Source organism: Pseudomonas sp. 2848 (genome assembly GCF_003253945.1).
In the GTDB taxonomy this organism is placed as follows: domain Bacteria; phylum Pseudomonadota; class Gammaproteobacteria; order Pseudomonadales; family Pseudomonadaceae; genus Aquipseudomonas.
Genome location: NZ_QKZD01000010.1, coordinates 19,091 through 33,985, shown reverse-complemented (window position 1 = coordinate 33,985; position 14,895 = coordinate 19,091). Strand labels below are relative to the sequence as shown.

At 63.5% G+C, this 14,895-nt stretch carries 19 protein-coding genes and 1 tRNA gene; 7 read left to right on the top strand and 13 right to left on the bottom strand.

Annotated elements, in window-relative coordinates; translation table 11 throughout:
• Positions 1–79 precede the first annotated feature (79 nt).
• A complete protein-coding gene (locus DFS21_RS19575; RefSeq protein ID WP_111532908.1) occupies positions 80–730 on the top strand; it encodes a DsbA family protein in 651 nt (216 codons plus the stop codon).
• Positions 727–1,119: a nuclear transport factor 2 family protein gene (locus DFS21_RS19570; protein ID WP_111532907.1), complete on the top strand. Its 393-nt coding sequence runs from the start codon at positions 727–729 to the stop codon at positions 1,117–1,119. The genes DFS21_RS19575 and DFS21_RS19570 overlap by 4 nt, the downstream gene beginning before the upstream one ends.
• A gap of 66 nt (positions 1,120–1,185) precedes the next feature.
• Here the strand turns inward: DFS21_RS19570 and DFS21_RS19565 are convergent, their stop codons facing one another.
• The 4 genes from DFS21_RS19565 to DFS21_RS19550 all read right to left on the bottom strand — a co-directional run bounded on the left by DFS21_RS19565 (position 1,186) and on the right by DFS21_RS19550 (position 4,460).
• Positions 1,186–1,995, bottom strand: coding sequence for an META and DUF4377 domain-containing protein (locus DFS21_RS19565; protein WP_111532906.1), 810 nt, complete (start codon positions 1,993–1,995; stop codon positions 1,186–1,188).
• 270 nt (positions 1,996–2,265) lie between these two features.
• Positions 2,266–2,931, bottom strand: a complete 666-nt coding sequence (locus DFS21_RS19560) for an SOS response-associated peptidase (RefSeq protein ID WP_111532905.1) — start codon at positions 2,929–2,931, stop codon at positions 2,266–2,268.
• 284 nt (positions 2,932–3,215) lie between these two features.
• Complete coding sequence (locus DFS21_RS19555) at positions 3,216–3,644, bottom strand: hypothetical protein (RefSeq protein ID WP_111532904.1); 429 nt, start codon at positions 3,642–3,644, stop codon at positions 3,216–3,218.
• 141 nt (positions 3,645–3,785) lie between these two features.
• Positions 3,786–4,460 (bottom strand): polysaccharide lyase family 7 protein, encoded by a 675-nt coding sequence (locus DFS21_RS19550; protein ID WP_111532903.1) that lies wholly within the window; start codon positions 4,458–4,460, stop codon positions 3,786–3,788.
• Between the two features lie 241 nt (positions 4,461–4,701).
• Here DFS21_RS19550 and DFS21_RS19545 point away from each other — a divergent pair, with 241 nt between their 5' ends.
• Positions 4,702–4,890: a hypothetical protein gene (locus DFS21_RS19545; protein ID WP_046857840.1), complete on the top strand. Its 189-nt coding sequence runs from the start codon at positions 4,702–4,704 to the stop codon at positions 4,888–4,890.
• 15 nt (positions 4,891–4,905) lie between these two features.
• Here DFS21_RS19545 and DFS21_RS19540 read toward each other — a convergent pair whose 3' ends face one another.
• The 3 genes from DFS21_RS19540 to DFS21_RS19530 form a co-directional block, all read right to left on the bottom strand.
• Positions 4,906–5,319, bottom strand: a complete 414-nt coding sequence (locus DFS21_RS19540) for a DoxX family protein (RefSeq protein ID WP_110698485.1) — start codon at positions 5,317–5,319, stop codon at positions 4,906–4,908.
• A 105-nt stretch (positions 5,320–5,424) separates the two neighbouring features.
• A tRNA-Leu gene (locus DFS21_RS19535) sits at positions 5,425–5,509 on the bottom strand.
• Between the two features lie 92 nt (positions 5,510–5,601).
• Positions 5,602–5,814: a hypothetical protein gene (locus DFS21_RS19530; protein WP_110698483.1), complete on the bottom strand. Its 213-nt coding sequence runs from the start codon at positions 5,812–5,814 to the stop codon at positions 5,602–5,604.
• Positions 5,815–5,915: 101 nt separating this feature from the next.
• On the opposite strand from DFS21_RS19530, the gene DFS21_RS19525 reads away from it, so the two are divergent.
• The 4 genes from DFS21_RS19525 (at position 5,916) to DFS21_RS19510 (ending at position 9,257) form a co-directional block, all read left to right on the top strand.
• Positions 5,916–6,200 carry a hypothetical protein gene (locus DFS21_RS19525; protein WP_173862438.1) on the top strand — a complete coding sequence of 95 codons (285 nt, stop codon included), beginning with the start codon at positions 5,916–5,918 and terminating at the stop codon, positions 6,198–6,200.
• An 80-nt stretch (positions 6,201–6,280) separates the two neighbouring features.
• Positions 6,281–7,441, top strand: a complete 1,161-nt coding sequence (locus tag DFS21_RS19520) for a nitrogen regulation protein NR(II) (protein WP_110698481.1) — start codon at positions 6,281–6,283, stop codon at positions 7,439–7,441.
• 6 nt (positions 7,442–7,447) lie between these two features.
• Positions 7,448–8,893: an ATPase domain-containing protein gene (locus DFS21_RS19515; protein ID WP_111532902.1), complete on the top strand. Its 1,446-nt coding sequence runs from the start codon at positions 7,448–7,450 to the stop codon at positions 8,891–8,893.
• A 4-nt stretch (positions 8,894–8,897) separates the two neighbouring features.
• Entirely contained in the window at positions 8,898–9,257 is a 360-nt protein-coding gene (locus DFS21_RS19510) for a response regulator (protein ID WP_110698476.1), read from the top strand.
• A 77-nt stretch (positions 9,258–9,334) separates the two neighbouring features.
• Here the strand turns inward: DFS21_RS19510 and csrA are convergent, their stop codons facing one another.
• The 6 genes from csrA to DFS21_RS19480 form a co-directional block, all read right to left on the bottom strand.
• Positions 9,335–9,529: a carbon storage regulator CsrA gene (gene csrA / locus DFS21_RS19505; RefSeq protein WP_023628788.1), complete on the bottom strand. Its 195-nt coding sequence runs from the start codon at positions 9,527–9,529 to the stop codon at positions 9,335–9,337.
• Between the two features lie 251 nt (positions 9,530–9,780).
• A complete protein-coding gene (locus DFS21_RS19500; protein WP_111532901.1) occupies positions 9,781–10,803 on the bottom strand; it encodes a DNA topoisomerase IB in 1,023 nt (340 codons plus the stop codon).
• A gap of 58 nt (positions 10,804–10,861) precedes the next feature.
• Positions 10,862–11,953, bottom strand: coding sequence for a molybdenum ABC transporter ATP-binding protein (gene modC / locus DFS21_RS19495; protein WP_111532900.1), 1,092 nt, complete (start codon positions 11,951–11,953; stop codon positions 10,862–10,864).
• A 1-nt stretch (position 11,954) separates the two neighbouring features.
• Positions 11,955–12,635, bottom strand: coding sequence for a molybdate ABC transporter permease subunit (gene modB / locus DFS21_RS19490; protein WP_102683308.1), 681 nt, complete (start codon positions 12,633–12,635; stop codon positions 11,955–11,957).
• Positions 12,635–13,393, bottom strand: a complete 759-nt coding sequence (gene modA / locus DFS21_RS19485) for a molybdate ABC transporter substrate-binding protein (protein WP_110698472.1) — start codon at positions 13,391–13,393, stop codon at positions 12,635–12,637. Before modA ends, modB begins: the two co-directional genes overlap by 1 nt.
• 191 nt (positions 13,394–13,584) lie before the next feature.
• Complete coding sequence (locus DFS21_RS19480) at positions 13,585–14,871, bottom strand: Zn-dependent hydrolase (RefSeq protein WP_111532899.1); 1,287 nt, start codon at positions 14,869–14,871, stop codon at positions 13,585–13,587.
• Positions 14,872–14,895 lie beyond the last annotated feature (24 nt).

Below are 14,895 nucleotides of genomic sequence, written 5' to 3'. Positions count from 1 at the left end.
AGAGTGTTTATTTTGTATGCGTTTAAATGTCAATTCGCGGTCTATAAGATTCGAGGCATTCCATTCAAGGCGTTTCACTATGAACAAGACCCTGGTTTACCTCTTCGATCCACTCTGTGGCTGGTGCTACGGTGCAGGTGGACCGCTGCCCCGCGTTCTCCAAACCACGGGCCTTGCGTTGCGCCTGATACCGACGGGGCTGTTTTCCGGCAGCGGTGCTCGCGCCATGGATGATGAGTTTGCGGCCTACGCCTGGAGCAACGACCAGCGTATCGAGCGCCTGACCGGGCAGGTCTTCAGTGAACGCTATCGTGACCAGGTACTCGCCGACCGTCTCCAGGCGTTCGACAGTGGTCCGTCTACCCTGGCGCTCAGCGCAGTGAACCTGACTTCGCCAGAGCACGAGTTCGAAGCGCTCAAGGCGATTCAGGCGGCGCGCTATGTCGATGGCCTGGACGTGACTCGACTGGAGACGTTGACAGCAGTGCTGGTGGACCTGGGTCTGGATGCCGCCGCGCAGCGGTTGGCGCGTCCGGATTCGGCCTTGCTGCAGGCCAACGATGATCGTGTGGGGCAGGGGCGTGCCTTGTTGCGTCGCGTGGGCGGTCAAGGCGTGCCGACATTCGTTCTGCAACAAGCGGACGACGCCATGCAGTTGTTACCTGCCAGCGCTATCTTTTCAGATCCTCAGGTCTTCATTCGCGAGCTGAACGTGGGGGTAAAACCATGAGCAGGAGCAACCTGGACATCATCCGAGCCTCGTACGAAGGCTCAGCCGAACAGAATGGCCGGAATCTGCTGGCGGCGCTGGCTGCGGACGTGACCTGGACCGAGGCGGCTGGCTTCCCTTATGCCGGTACCTATGTCGGCCCGCAGGCGATCATGGAGGGTGTGTTCCATCGCCTGGCCACCGAATGGGATGGCTACCAGGCCAAGGTGCATACCTATGTGGCTGAGGACGACCGGGTTGCCGCCTTTGGCGTCTACTCGGGCACCTATCGCAAGACCGGGAAAGCGATGACTGCTACCTTTGCCCATCTGTACCGGCTGAACAACGGCAAGATCGTCAACATGGAGCAATACGTCGACAGTGCGCAGGTCAACGCGGCGCTTACCTGAGCTGTTTCACGGTCGCCGTCGGTTCCAGGCGCAGGCCGCTGCAGGGCGGCCTGCGCCGACTGGCAATTACTTGCCCGAAGCGTCCTGCTCGACCACCAGGTCCAGCACATAGACCTGCGACGAGGCGTCGGCCGGCGGGTTCTTCCATTCGTATTGCTTCACGCGCAGCACGGTGCGCACGCCGTCACGGTGCTCGTAGCCCTCGATGGACTGGTACAGCGGGTGCCAGTTGTCCTGGGTCGGCAGTTGCAGACCAGCGTCGTCATAACGGCGCTCGCGCACTTGCAGGCACTGGTAGTTGGGGATCAGCGGATGGCTGCACTTGACTGTGTTGGCGGCGACTTCCAGGAACTTGGTCTCACCCTTGCTGCCGTAGCGGGTTTCTGGAGTGGCTTCGCCCTGGAATTTCAGCACCGAGCCGTCCTGGGTGGTCAATTGCAGCACGGGTGCGTGGGTTTCGCCGCTGAAGGCCGCGCGCAGATCACCTTTCAACAGGCGTCCGATCTCGGCATCCAGGCCCATCAGGCGCTTGTCGCACGCCATCATGGTCGACGCCAGTGGCTGCACCTTCAGGACACCGTCCTGATAGCTGTAGCCACCGAACTGGTTGTTGCAGCCACCGCTGATGTTCAGGCGCTGGTCACCGAAATTCAGGCGCAACTTGCGCTCGCTGCCTGTGGCCAGGGCTGCGTTGGGCTTGCCGGCTGCATCGCTGGCCGATGCCAGGTTCCAGTAGTAGGCCGAGAGCTCAGGCTGGGCTGCGGCAGGCGCGGTGGTGGCCGGCATGGAGGGCGATCCTTCATGGGAGGTGGACGCCGGGGTGCAGGCCTGGAGCAGGGCGGCACAGACGGCGACGAGGAGAATATTCTGTTTCATGGTTCGCTCTTTCAGCCTTGAAAAAATAAGGGCGGCATCCTCGTAGGTGGGGGGCGCGCGCCGGTGAGCCGGGGTTGTCGAGCGCCATCGGGGTGTCCGATGACAGCTCGAGGTGATCTCTGTGGCCACCGATGGCAATCGGACAGCATCGATCCCATTCGGTTTCATGGAACGGGTGGTGGGTAAGTGTTACGAAATCTTGCACGCTGCGCTGACTGGCGACCGGATGATTACCTCGCTCCCTGAGCCACAGCGCGGCGTTCAGGTCGCTCATGGTATCGGCTGGATCAGCTCGGCGCCCTGATTGCGTGCATTACCCACTGCCATGCTGACCCGATACCACTCGAAGCGCTCGGCCGGTTCGCCCTGGCTCAGGGCCATCTGCTCGGCAGCTAAGCTGGGCAGGTCGGGCGCCATCCACGCCACGGCCAGCTGCGCTGACAGCACCACTGGCCTGCGGTCGTGGACATCGACCATGCCGCCTTGAGCGTCGGCAGTGATGATGACGAAGCCGTCGCGTTCATTGTCGGAAAATTGGCCTATGGCCGCGCAGAGGGCAGGGTGGCCATCGCGGCGGCGGATGAAATAGGGCTGTTTCTTCGCCGCGCCCTCATCGACCCATTCGAACCAGCCATCCACGGGCACGACGGCGCGGTGGGGCCAGATCGAGCGAAAGTAGGGCCCATGGGCGACCTTCTCGGCCCTGGCATTGATCGGCGTGACAGGGTCTGTGGCCCAATGTGGGCGCCAGCCCCATTTCACCAGGTCGGCCCTGCTGCCGGCAGCCTCCCGGCGCAGTACCGCCACGGGCGTGCCGGGGGCGACGTTGTAGCGCAGCAATGCCCGGTCGCCCACGGCGTTACGCCAGGCATCCGGCATGCTGAGCGTCTCGACGAATTCATGGATTCCACGGTACTGGCTGAGCCTTCCGCACATCGTAAGCCTCTCCTGCGTACGCAGGTGAAGCATAGATCGTGCGAGGGCTTGTGCTGCACGCAAAGAAAGGCCCGCTGGGGAGGGCGGGCCAAGTGTTTCACGGATGAGTCGTCAACTTGCCACAGCAGACGTGAAAATGTTGTCAACGACCGAGGCTTGCGCAGGAAGGAAAGCCCAGAAAAAAGAAAACCCGCCAGATCGGCGGGTTGAACAGAACGTATCGAAGCCAGGCCAGTCTGCCTTGTAGAATGTCAGAATTTCGTGAATGTCATTCTGGCAGGCGCTCAGTAACCGTTACTGAATTTTTCATTGACCATGCGGCGTTTGACCGCGTAGTGCTTTTGGTCGATGGCATTCAACAGTAACTGGCTGTCGAGTTCCTCCATCTCGTTTCTTTTCAGGCGTGCGACGTGCGCCCGGGTAACCTGATAATTGATCGACTCTGCTGCGTTGTAGCCACTGAATGGGTCCCATAGAACAGACACTGGCCAGAGCAACAGGTTGACCGTACCAGGAACATACGCTCGTCCGTAGAACGATCCGCCACCCGGTAACAGCCCTAATAGCATTGCGGCTGTGGGGCTCTTTTCTTCGGCTGCCAGGTTGTTGGCACGGTAATGGTCGAGTTCGGCCTGCTGAATGGAGTTCAGGCCGGCGGCGCAGCCGCTGGTCAGCATGAGGAGTGCGGCAATGAGTAGGGGGCGGTAATGCATTGTGTATCCTTTCTTGCGAGGCGGTTACTCGCGCAAGGTAGGACGCGAGGTGATCACATGCTGCGCTGATGCTGGCCATATTGCTGTCATCCTATTTGCTCAAAGATGTCCGAAATGGCGATTTCAATGCAGCCGTGCCCCTCAGCCATGCAGGAGTTCCAGTTGGCTGATCACGCATGTCGAGCCATCCGAGGCCGGGGTGGTCGAGCTGAAATCCAACTGGTTGTAAACCCCGCCGTGGAAGTTGAACGTATGGCTATTCCAGCTTGACGTCATGTTCAGCATTGCGCTGCTGCCGGTGCGGCCGGCGCAAACGGCCGACACCGTGGCGGCGCCCGCCGCAGTGACCTCGATGGTAATGTCGAAAGGCACGCCCAGCGGCACCTCGGCCAGGATGGTGCTACTGGTCGGTATCCCCTGGTTGAAGTCCTGGCGAAAACCAAGGGTGACCTTCCCTTTGTTCCAGAACACCTTGATTACCGGGCTGTCGTCATCTTTCACATGCATCTGCGCGATCACCACCTTCTGTGCCGAGTTGACCCGCTCCAGCACCATGCGTTGGTGATTGACATGCTGGCCGGCGCTGGCCAGCGTCCAGTAGACCGCTTCCTTCCATTCACAGCGGGTGCGGTGGGTGCTCTTGCTCGCCGCCCCTTGGGTTGGGGCGCTCATGCGCACGGCACCATCGTCCAGGCGGCTGACAACCTGGGGCAGGGTGGCGAGGGCCTGGGCGCCGGTCAGTTCCAGCGCCACTGGGTTGCTGGACGACTTTGCCACTGGGGTGGTGATGATCAGGTTGTCGATGTTCACGGTCATGGTGGATACCTCCTTGATGATAAAGATCCTGCACCGCATGCGAGCCTTGAAAGGGCGCTCGGTTCATCGGGCAAGGGAGGTCCAGGCAAAAAAAGCCCGCCAGGGCGGCGGGCAAGGAGCGTTTTTGAAGGGAGAGCCTGCACTGTGCGCCTGGTCGGTTAAGCCGGGGTTAAGCGCCATGAGGATTGACCCTGTGCGTCGATGCGCCTATATAGGCCTGCCGTTGTTACCGGAGCCTGTGATGCACGACGAAGACGATCTGCACGAACCTGAGCACGACCATCTGCTCGACCCTGAATTCCACGAGGGCTACGACCCCGAGGCGGATGCATACGGGGCCCTTGACGAAGTCGAGGAGGACGAAGAGTCGCTCGACGACTTCGATGACGAAGAGGACCACCCGGCCTGGCACGACGACTGCGACGACTGATGTCGACGCGGGTGCTCAGCGGCGGTCGAGGGAGAACCGCCCGGCACCGCTGACGGCCAGCAGCAGCAAGCCGCCAATGATGCTGAGGTTCTTCAGGAACTGGGTCATGTTGGCGCTGCGCTCGGGTTCGACCATGTTCCAGAACGGATGCCCGATCAGCGCGGTACCCAGCACAAACAGGGCGAACAGCAAGGCCAGGGGGCGGGTGTAGAACCCCAGGATCAACAGGAGGCCGACCAGCAGTTCCATGATCACGGCGATGGCCGCAGCCAGCATCGGGGCGGGGGCGCCCAGGGAGGTCATGTAGCCGACCGTGCCTTCGAACCCGGTCAGCTTGCTCCAGCCGGAGAGCACGAACAGGATCATCAACAGGATGCGGGCGAGCAGCAGAATGAAGTCGCGTTGACCATCGAGCAGGCTATAGCGCATGGCGGCGCTCCAGTGAACAGGGACAGGTTCCACTCTAGCAGCTGCGCGGCGGATTTCCGGCGGGTACGAAAAAGGCGCCGCAAGGGCGCCTTCATCGACAGAAGATGGTGCGAGTGGCGGGACTCGAACCCGCAAGGCTCACGCCGACAGATTTTAAGTCTGCTGTGTATACCAATTCCACCACACTCGCACGATTGGCTGGCGCGCCGCAGGGCAGCCTGGACCAGACAATCAGGCGCGCTTTATAACCCATTGTTATAGAAGCGTCAACCAGCCTAATGTTCAGGATTCGATAGCACGCGCGATATCGCGCATCTCGCAGGCGCTATGGCGCAGGTCATCGACGTGCCCGCCCATGGTGTGCGCATCGGCCTGATGAATCGAATGACGCAGGTAACGGACATGGCCGTCCAGCGCCTGGCTCAGTTCATCGAGTTCGCTGGCGCTGCGCATCAGGTCGTCCTGCAGCCCTTGCATGCGAAGGTTGGAGGTCATGATGGTTCCTGTGGGATCCGGGGCGCGGGCACTATAGTTCAATTGACAGGATGCCGCCATTGCGCCACTGTCGCGCATTGGATCCAACCAGGCCTGTCGCCATGTCATCGCTTCCCCCTGGCCCGGACGCAACGCGGCGTGTTCGCCCAAAGTTGTTCTGGCGCCTGTTGTTCCTTCTGGTCTGCCTGCTGGCAGCGTTTCTTTACGCAGGCTTCATCAGCCTGGGTGGTTACCTGCTGATGCTCGGCTTCGACCAGGAGGCTGCGCAGCCCAGGCGCTTGCTCGCCTTCGCAGGCGCAGCGCTGATCCTGCTGGTGGGGGTATGGCTGCTCAAGGTGGCGATGCCGCGCAGGCTGGTGCCGACCGTGGTGGAGCGCGAGCGCTGACGATCGTCGCATAAGGTGCAGTGCATGCTGGACTTTTGACTACGCTCAATATGTCCTTTCGCGGTGCTTGTGGAGCTCACATGGTTTCGACAGACCGCCCCACCCATTCGGTGATGCCCGAGGCACGCTACGAGCAGTTGGTCCAGGCGGTGGTGGACTACGCCATCTATATGCTCGACCCAACCGGCCATGTGGTGTCCTGGAACGCTGGCGCGCAGCGGATCAAGGGCTACGTTGCCGATGAGGTGATCGGCCGGCATTTCTCGCTGTTCTTCAACGCCCAGGATTGTGCCGACGGCCGCCCGCAACGCTTGCTGCGCCAGGCACTGGAAGAAGGCAAGGCGCAGGACGAAGGCTGGCGCGTGCGCAAGGACGGCACACAGTTCTGGGCGCTCGCCGCGCTGGATGTGATTCGCGACGCGCAAGGCGAGGTCATCGGCCTGGCCAAGGTCACCCGCGACATCACCGATCGCCGCGAGTCGGCCCAGCAGCTCGATGCCATGCGTGCGCAATTGTTCCAAGCGCAAAAGCTCGAGGCCCTGGGACAACTCACCGGAGGCCTGGCCCATGACTTCAACAACCTGCTGACCATCATCCTCAGCTCAGCCCGGCTGGCCAGCAGCAGCCAGGATCCGGCACGTGTGAGGCGCTTGCTCGAGCATATCCTCGATGCTGGCCAGCGCGGCACCCAGCTGACCCAGCAACTTTTGAGCTTTGCCCGGCACCGGCAACTGAGCATCACGCGCATCGTGCCTGCCGAGGCGATCAATATCATTTGCGGGCTGGCGGAACACGCATTGCCCCGGGAAATCGAATTGCTACCCCAGGTACAGCCTGACTTGCCGCTGATCGAGGTGGACGCCGGGCAGTTGCAGATGGTCTTGCTGAACCTGGTGTTCAATGCCCGCGACGCCATTGTCGCCACCGGGCAGATCCGTCTGGTGGTCGAATGCGTGCAGTTGTCCGGCGAAGTGGATGGGCTGTGCGGGCGCTTCGTGCGCTTTGATGTACGTGATGACGGCCAGGGCATTGACCCGCAGGTGCTGCCACGGATCTTCGAGCCGTTCTTCACCACCAAGGCCTTCGGCAAGGGCACTGGCCTTGGCCTGAGTCAGGCCTATGGTTTCGCCCGGCAGAGCAATGGTGCGATCGAGGTGTCCAGCCGGCTTGGCGAGGGCACCTGCATGAGCCTGTACCTACCAGCCCGGACGGGCCCCGATTCGCTTTCGACCGACGGATAGACAGCCATGGTAGAGCAACTAAAGCGACTGGCCACGGGCATCGCGGGGCTCGATGCGCTGCTCAAAGGGGGGTTGGTGGTTGGCGCCTCCTATATCGTTCAAGGGCATCCCGGTTCGGGCAAGACCATCCTGGCCAACCAGCTGGCGTGCAACCATGTGCGTGAAGGTGGTCGGGTACTGGTGGCGACGTTGCTCAGCGAGTCCCATGAACGGCTGTTCCAGTACCTGTCGACCCTGAGCTTCTTCGACCCGGCGCTGGTGGGCGACACCATTCAGTTCGTCAGCGCATTCGACACCCTGGAGCAGGAGGGCCTGGACGCGGTGGTCAGGCTGTTGCGCCAGGAAATTGCCCGGCAGCAGGCCACCTTGCTGATCGTCGACGGGCTGCTCAACGCCCGCTCCAGGGCGGAAACCAGCCTCGATACCAAGAAATTCGTCTCTGAACTGCAGGGGCATGCGGCGTTCGCCGGCTGCACGCTGCTGCTGCTGACCAGTGCGCGATTGGATGAAGGCAGCCCCGAGCACACCATGGTCGATGGCGTGATCGAGCTCGGCGAACACCTGGTCGGCAGCACGGCGGTGCGCCATGTCCAGTTGCGCAAGACGCGTGGCAGTGGCGCGTTGTCCGGGCGCCACGAATGCCTGATCACGGAGGCCGGGTTGCAGGTCTACCCGCGCCTGGAGTCGCTGTACAGTCGCCCCAGCCAGGCAGGAGCGCAAACCCTGAGCTGGGTCGCCACGGGTGTCGCCGACCTCGATGGCATGCTCGGAGGCGGGTTGGCCGAGGCGTCGGTGACCCTGCTGATGGGGCCATCGGGCGTTGGCAAGACAGCGCTGGGCATCGCGTTCCTGGCCGCTTCGACCCAGGCTGCTCCGGGTCTGCATTTCGGTTTCTACGAGACGCCTGCGCGGTTGCGGTTGAAGGCCTGTGCGCTGGGCTTCGACCTGCAGGCACTTGAGCGTGAAGGCAGCGTGCAACTGAGCTGGCAATCGACCACCGAAGGCTTGCTGGATCAACTTGGCGCCCAGCTGTTGGCACAGGTCGAGGCGCTCGCTGCCAGGCGCGTGGTAATCGACAGCCTTGGAGCCTTCGGCCGCCTGGCGCTGGAGCCTGCCCGCCTGAATGCCTTCTTCCGCGCGCTGACCGGTGAGCTGCGCGCCCGTGGCGTGACGGTGCTGCTGACCTGGGAGATGCGTGACATCTTCGGCGCGGAGATCACCGCGCCGGCCCCCGACCTGTCGAGCATCGTCGACAACCTGATACTGATGCGCTTCGCCGAGCTCGACGCGCAACTGCACCGCGCACTGTCGGTGATCAAGGTGCGTGACAGCGACCACGACCCTGCTTTGCAGGCGCTGAATCTGGGGCCTCATGGCATCAGCCTGGCGCGGGCGTTCGACGGTGCCAGTGGCGTGCTCAGTGGCTCGGCGACACCGCCTGGAGATCGTTGATGGGATGAACAGCATCCTGATCGTCGACGACGAGTACCTGATTGCCGATATCCTCGGTTTTGCCCTGGAGGACGAAGGCTACCTGGTTGAAAAGGCGAGCAACGGGCGCAAGGCCCTGGAGGCTTTGAAGGAAAAGCGCGTGGACCTGGTGATCACCGACTACATGATGCCGGTGCTCAATGGCGAAGAACTGCTGCAAGCCATACGTAAAGAGCTGCAACTGGCGGACCTGCCGGTCATCCTCATGAGCGGCGCCCAGGCCAGCCAGGGTCGGGCCTGCCCCGGGAGGTTCGCGGCGGTGTTCGACAAGCCATTCGACATGGACCGGATGATCGCCACGGTGCGCGAACTGCTGGGCACCTGAGGTTCAGGAGAGGCTCCCCGCATGGGCGGGCAATCGATCAGGCGCATCCGTGCGGCATGATGCAGTTGGCGTGCGGGTTACTCGTCGTTGCTTTTTTCGGGCGCCGGGCTGCCCGCCTGGATCCGCTTGTAGATCTCTTCACGGTGCACCTGGACATCTTTCGGTGCATCGATACCGATCCTCACTTGCATCCCCTTGACGCCCAGAATGGTGACTTTGATGTCATCGTCGATGACGATGCTTTCGCCAACCTTGCGGGTGAGTATCAGCATGTAGTTCTCCTTGGTGATGTAGAAAACCGCCGAGCCAGGTGCTCTGCGGTGGGAGCCTGTCCCTCTTCCTTCTCATTAAAGACGCTTTCGGCGGATAGTAATTCCCCGACAGACAAATTCTGTTGTCGATCTTTAGTTGCAGGTGCCGGCAGGGCTGCGAGGCCACTCCACGGCAAGGTGCTCGGTGGCAAGGATAGGGTGCTTGGCGCCATATGGGAAATTTCTCTGCTCGATGAAGTAAATAGTGTCCGTCAATGATCGTCTTGGCGCTCCAGCATCTGCAGGAAACGTAGCAGTGCCACTTCCTCGGTTTCCAATCCCTTGCGCGGACGGACACGGGGCAATGCCGAAAGACGGCCGAGGTGGAAGTGCTCAAGGACGGCGGGATGGATGTAGCAGCGTCGGCACACAGCCGGAGTGTTGCCCAGGCGCGTCGCCACCTGGCGGACGATGGCGGCGACCTGCCGGCGCGCCTCGCTGTCGGGCTCCCAGGCCTGTGGCCTGAGCAGGCTCAGTGCCAGGCTGCTGCCGGCCCAGGTGCGGTAGTCCTTGGCGGTGAAGTCGGCGCCGGTCAGCTGCTGGAGGAACTGGTTGACCTCGGTCGAGCCGATGCCATGGCGCTGTCCTTGTTCGTCCAGGTACTGGAACAAAGCCTGGCCGGGCAGTTCCATGCAGCGCTTGACCAGGCCGGCCAGGCGTCGGTCGGTCAGGGTGACGTTGTGTTCGACACCGCGTTTGCCGCGGAACTGGAAGCGGATACGGCTGCCCTTGACCTGCACATGGCGGGTGTCGAGGGTGGTCAGCCCGTAGGAGCGGTTGTCGCGCAGGTACTGGCGGTTGCCGATGCGGATCAGCGTGGTGTCGAGCAGGCTGATCACCAGCGCCATGACCTTCTCCCGGCCCAGCCCAGGGGAGGCCAGGTGCGTGTCCAGTTGCTTGCGCAGATTTGGCAGCACCTCGGCGAAGGCCAGCATGCGTGCGTACTTGTGCTGGTCGCGCAGCTCGCGCCATTGCGTATGGTAGCGGTACTGCTTGCGCCCCCGGGCGTCGCGCCCGGTGGCCTGCAAGTGCCCTTGCGGGTCGGCGCAGATCCACACGTCGGTGTAGGCCGGCGGGATCACCAGGGCGGCGATGCGTGCCAGGGTCTCTTTATCGCGTACCCGCTGGTTGCCGGCGTCGAAATAGTGGAAGCGGTCGCGCCAGCGCCGGCGGGTCAGGCCGGGCTGGCTGTCATCGACATAATGCAGGGCAGCAGGCAACGGGCAGTCGGGCATCGGCGCAGTCCATCGAGGGCACTCATGCTGCAATGGACAGCATCCGCCGCGTCATTGCTCAGCCCAACAGTGCCACCGACTTGATCTGCGCCCACAGCAACTGGCCCGCGCGCACGTCGAGCTGGTCCGCCGAATAGCGCGTGATGCGTGCCAGCAGCGCACTGCCGGCGGCATCCAGGCTGACCAGCACATGGGCCGGGTTGTCCGCCGGGCGGCATTCGCGGACCCGCACCGGCAGGCGGTTGAGAATGCTCGACGCGCCGTCGGCGGCCAATGTCAGGCTGACGTCCCGGGCCTGGACCTTCAGGCGCAGGCTGCTGCCCACCTGCAAGGCGGGGTGGGCGATACGCAGCAATTGCCCCTCCGTGCCGGGCAGGCGCAGGTCGAACAGCTCATAATGCGGGTCGTGGCCCACCACCACGCCTTCGAGCACCACCCCGGCATCCTCGCCCTGGGCCAATGGCAGGTCGAGGCGGGCCAGGGTCTGGCCGATCGGCCCGCTGGCCACCGCCTTGCCTTGCTCGAGCAGAACCAGGTGGTCGGCCAGGCGCGCCACTTCGTCCTGGGCATGGCTGACGTAGATCAGCGGGATATCCAGCTCGTCGTGCAGGCGCTCCAGGTACGGGAGGATTTCACGCTTGCGCGCGCTGTCGAGGGCAGCCAGTGGCTCGTCCATTAGCAACAGTCGCGGGCTGCTGAGCAAGGCTCGGGCGATGCCGACGCGTTGTGCCTCGCCGCCGGACAGTGTCGCCGGCTTGCGCGCCAGCAGGTGGCCGATGCCCAGCAGCTGGCAGGCCTGTTCCTGGCTGATCTTGCGGGCCTGCGGTGCGATACGGCGCCAGCCGAACTCGAGGTTGCCTTGCACCGACAGGTGCGGGAACAGGCTGGCCTCCTGGAACACGTAGCCGACCGGGCGCCGGTGAGGTGGGATGAAGTGCCCGCGGGCGCTGTCTTCCCACACCTCGCCATTGATTTCGATGTAGGCGCTGGCGGCCCGTTCCAGGCCGGCCAGGCAGCGCAGGCACGAGGTCTTGCCTGAGCCGGAGTGACCGAACAGGGCGCTGATGCCGCGACCGGGCAGGTCAAGGTCGACGTCCAGGGTGAAATCGTCACGCGCCAGTTTCAGGCGCGCCTGTATCGATGCGCTCATTTCAGCTCCAGCCTGCCTTGCCACGGCGGCCGGCATAGAGCATCAGCAGCACCAGGAACGAGAACACCAGCATGGCCCCGGCCAGCCAGTGGGCCTGGCTATATTCCATGGCCTCGACGTGATCGAAGATCTGCACCGAGACCACACGGGTCTTGTCGGGAATGTTGCCACCGATCATCAGCACCACGCCGAACTCGCCGACGGTATGGGCGAAGCCGAGGATGCTGGCGGTAATGAAACCGGGGCGAGCCAGGGGCAGCACCACGTGGACGAAGGTGTCCCAGGGGCTGGCGCGCAGTGTCGCTGCCACCTCCAGCGGGCGCTGGCCGATAGCGCCGAAGGCGTTCTGCAATGGCTGCACCACGAAGGGCATCGAGTACACCACCGAGCCGATCACCAGCCCGGTGAAGCTGAACACCACGCTGCCCAGGCCCAGAGCCTGTGTGGCCTGGCCGATCCAGCCATGGGGGCCGAGGGCCAGCAGCAGGTAGAAGCCGATTACCGTTGGCGGCAGCACCAGGGGCAGGGCCACTACCGCGCCGATCGGCCCGCGCAGCCAGGAACGGGTGCGCGCCAGCCACCAGGCGATGGGCGTGCCCAGCACCAGGAGGATGGCGGTGGTCAGGCTGGCCAGCTTGATGGTCAGCCAGATGGCGCCCAGGTCACTGGCGTCGAGAGGCATCAGAGCTCATAGCCGTAGGACTTGATCACCGCGGCGGCTTTCGGGCCCTTGAGGTAATCGACCAGGGCCTTGGCGGCCGGGTTGTCCTTGCCTTTGTTGAGGATCACCGCATCCTGGCGGATCGGGTCATGCAGCTCGGCGGGCACGATCCAGGCGGAGCCTTCGCTGACCTTGCCATCCTTGTAGATCTGCGACAGCGCGACGAAGCCCAGCTCGGCGTTGCCGGTGGAAACGAACTGGAAGGCTTGGGTGATGTTCTGGCCCTCGACGATCTTCGCCTTGGTGGCTTCGGTCAGCTTCAGCTTGTCCAGCACCTGGGTGGCGGCCAGGCCATAGGGCGCGGCCTTGGGATTGGCGATGGACAGGTGCTTGTACTCGTTCTTCTTCAGCACATCACCCTTGGCGTCGACATAGCCTGGCTTGGCCGACCACAGCGCCAGGGTGCCGATGGCATAGGTGAAGCGCGAGCCTGCAACGATTTCCTTTTCCTGTTCCAGCTTGGCCGGAGTGCTGTCGTCGGCGGCGAGGAACACTTCGAATGGCGCGCCGTTCTTGATCTGTGCGTAGAACTGGCCGGTGGCGCCGTAGGCAGCGACCAGCTTGTGGCCGGTGTCCTTCTCGAAATCCTTGGCGATGGCCTGGATGGGCGCTGTGAAGTTGGCCGCGACAGCGACCTGGACTTCATCGGCCCAGGCACTGTTGAGGCAGATCAGGCTGGCGAGGGTGCTGGCGGCCAGATAAGGCAAGCGAATACGCATGAAGACGGCTCCTGAGGGATTATCGTTATGGTGCGGAATATATAGCGATAAGCCGTCTGTCGGGAAGGGGTTGGTGTGATTTGCCGTCGGTGGTGGCCTTGTTGTGGAGCTGCGTGGCAGCGGCGCCCGGCCGCTCCCACGCAGGTGATGCTTGCCAGCCCAAGGGCTGGGCGGTTTCCCGCAGATCATCGCTACGCCGCCAACCGCCCGCTGGCAATCGCCTCCGACGCCGCCAGCATCGCCCGCAGCAGCACCGCGCAGCCGGCCGCGAGGTCCTCGGGGGCGGCGTTCTCGATTTCGTTGTGACTGATCCCGCCCTCGCACGGCACGAAGATCATCCCGGCCGGGCCCAGCTCGGCGAGGAAGATTGCGTCGTGCCCGGCGCCGCTGACGATGTCCATGTGCGCCAGGCCCAGGTTGCGTGCCGAATCACGTACCGCCTCGACGCAGCCTTTGTCGAAGTACAAGGCCGGGAAGTCGGCGGTGGGCACCAGGTCGTATTCCAGCCCATGCTTGGCCGTGGTGGCCTCGATCACCTGGCGCACCTCGGCGATCATCGACTCCAGTCGCTGGCCTTCCAGGTGACGGAAGTCCAGGGTCATGCGCACTTCGCCGGGGATCACGTTGCGCGAGCCGGGGTAGGCCTGTAGGCAACCGACGGTGCCGCAGGCATGTGGCTGGTGGGCGAGGGCGGTGCGGTTGACCGCCTCGACCACGGCGGCGGCACCGACCAGGGCGTCCTTGCGCAGGTGCATCGGGGTGGGGCCGGCGTGGGCCTCGACGCCGCGCAGGGTCAGGTCGAACCACTTCTGGCCGAGGGCACCGAGCACCACGCCGATGGTCTTGTGCTGGTCCTCGAGGATCGGGCCCTGCTCGATATGCGCCTCGAAGTAGGCGCCGACCGGGTGGCCGGACACGGCGCGGCTGCCGGCGTAGCCGATGGCGTTCAATGCCTCGCCGACGCTCACGCCCTGGGCATCGCGCTTGGCCAGGGTGTGCTCGAGGGTGAACTTGTTGGCGAACACCCCCGAACCCATCATGCACGGGGCGAAGCGTGAGCCTTCCTCGTTGGTCCACACCACCACCTCCAGCGGCGCTTCGGTTTCCACCCCGAGATCATTGAGGGTGCGGATCACCTCCAGCCCGGCCATCACGCCGAAGCAGCCATCGAACTTGCCGCCGGTGGGCTGGGTGTCGATATGGCTGCCGGTCATCACTGGTGGCAGCTTGGCGTTGCGCCCTGGGCGGCGTGCGAAGATGTTGCCTACGGCGTCAATGCTCACCGTGCAACCGGCTGCTTCGCACCACTGCACGAACAGATCGCGAGCCTGGCGATCGAGATCGGTCAGCGCCAGGCGGCATACGCCGCCCTTTGGCGTGGCGCCGAGGCGGGCCAGGTCCATCAGCGATTGCCACAGGCGGTTACGGTCGATGTGGCGTTGGCTGGATTGCAGGATTTCCTTGGCGGGGGTGGTCATGGGGTGTCTCCTCAGGCTGTTATT

What these genes read in the sequence shown, in the direction of transcription:
- DFS21_RS19575 (WP_111532908.1), top strand. Translation starts at nt 80, where the DNA reads ATGAACAAGACCCTGGTTTACCTCTTCGATCCACTCTGTGGCTGGTGC.
- DFS21_RS19570 (WP_111532907.1), top strand. Translation starts at nt 727, where the DNA reads ATGAGCAGGAGCAACCTGGACATCATCCGAGCCTCGTACGAAGGCTCA.
- DFS21_RS19565 (WP_111532906.1), bottom strand. Translation starts at nt 1,995, where the DNA reads ATGAAACAGAATATTCTCCTCGTCGCCGTCTGTGCCGCCCTGCTCCAG.
- DFS21_RS19560 (WP_111532905.1), bottom strand. Translation starts at nt 2,931, where the DNA reads ATGTGCGGAAGGCTCAGCCAGTACCGTGGAATCCATGAATTCGTCGAG.
- DFS21_RS19555 (WP_111532904.1), bottom strand. Translation starts at nt 3,644, where the DNA reads ATGCATTACCGCCCCCTACTCATTGCCGCACTCCTCATGCTGACCAGC.
- DFS21_RS19550 (WP_111532903.1), bottom strand. Translation starts at nt 4,460, where the DNA reads ATGACCGTGAACATCGACAACCTGATCATCACCACCCCAGTGGCAAAG.
- DFS21_RS19545 (WP_046857840.1), top strand. Translation starts at nt 4,702, where the DNA reads ATGCACGACGAAGACGATCTGCACGAACCTGAGCACGACCATCTGCTC.
- DFS21_RS19540 (WP_110698485.1), bottom strand. Translation starts at nt 5,319, where the DNA reads ATGCGCTATAGCCTGCTCGATGGTCAACGCGACTTCATTCTGCTGCTC.
- DFS21_RS19530 (WP_110698483.1), bottom strand. Translation starts at nt 5,814, where the DNA reads ATGACCTCCAACCTTCGCATGCAAGGGCTGCAGGACGACCTGATGCGC.
- DFS21_RS19525 (WP_173862438.1), top strand. Translation starts at nt 5,916, where the DNA reads ATGTCATCGCTTCCCCCTGGCCCGGACGCAACGCGGCGTGTTCGCCCA.
- DFS21_RS19520 (WP_110698481.1), top strand. Translation starts at nt 6,281, where the DNA reads ATGGTTTCGACAGACCGCCCCACCCATTCGGTGATGCCCGAGGCACGC.
- DFS21_RS19515 (WP_111532902.1), top strand. Translation starts at nt 7,448, where the DNA reads ATGGTAGAGCAACTAAAGCGACTGGCCACGGGCATCGCGGGGCTCGAT.
- DFS21_RS19510 (WP_110698476.1), top strand. Translation starts at nt 8,898, where the DNA reads ATGAACAGCATCCTGATCGTCGACGACGAGTACCTGATTGCCGATATC.
- csrA (WP_023628788.1), bottom strand. Translation starts at nt 9,529, where the DNA reads ATGCTGATACTCACCCGCAAGGTTGGCGAAAGCATCGTCATCGACGAT.
- DFS21_RS19500 (WP_111532901.1), bottom strand. Translation starts at nt 10,803, where the DNA reads ATGCCCGACTGCCCGTTGCCTGCTGCCCTGCATTATGTCGATGACAGC.
- modC (WP_111532900.1), bottom strand. Translation starts at nt 11,953, where the DNA reads ATGAGCGCATCGATACAGGCGCGCCTGAAACTGGCGCGTGACGATTTC.
- modB (WP_102683308.1), bottom strand. Translation starts at nt 12,635, where the DNA reads ATGCCTCTCGACGCCAGTGACCTGGGCGCCATCTGGCTGACCATCAAG.
- modA (WP_110698472.1), bottom strand. Translation starts at nt 13,393, where the DNA reads ATGCGTATTCGCTTGCCTTATCTGGCCGCCAGCACCCTCGCCAGCCTG.
- DFS21_RS19480 (WP_111532899.1), bottom strand. Translation starts at nt 14,871, where the DNA reads ATGACCACCCCCGCCAAGGAAATCCTGCAATCCAGCCAACGCCACATC.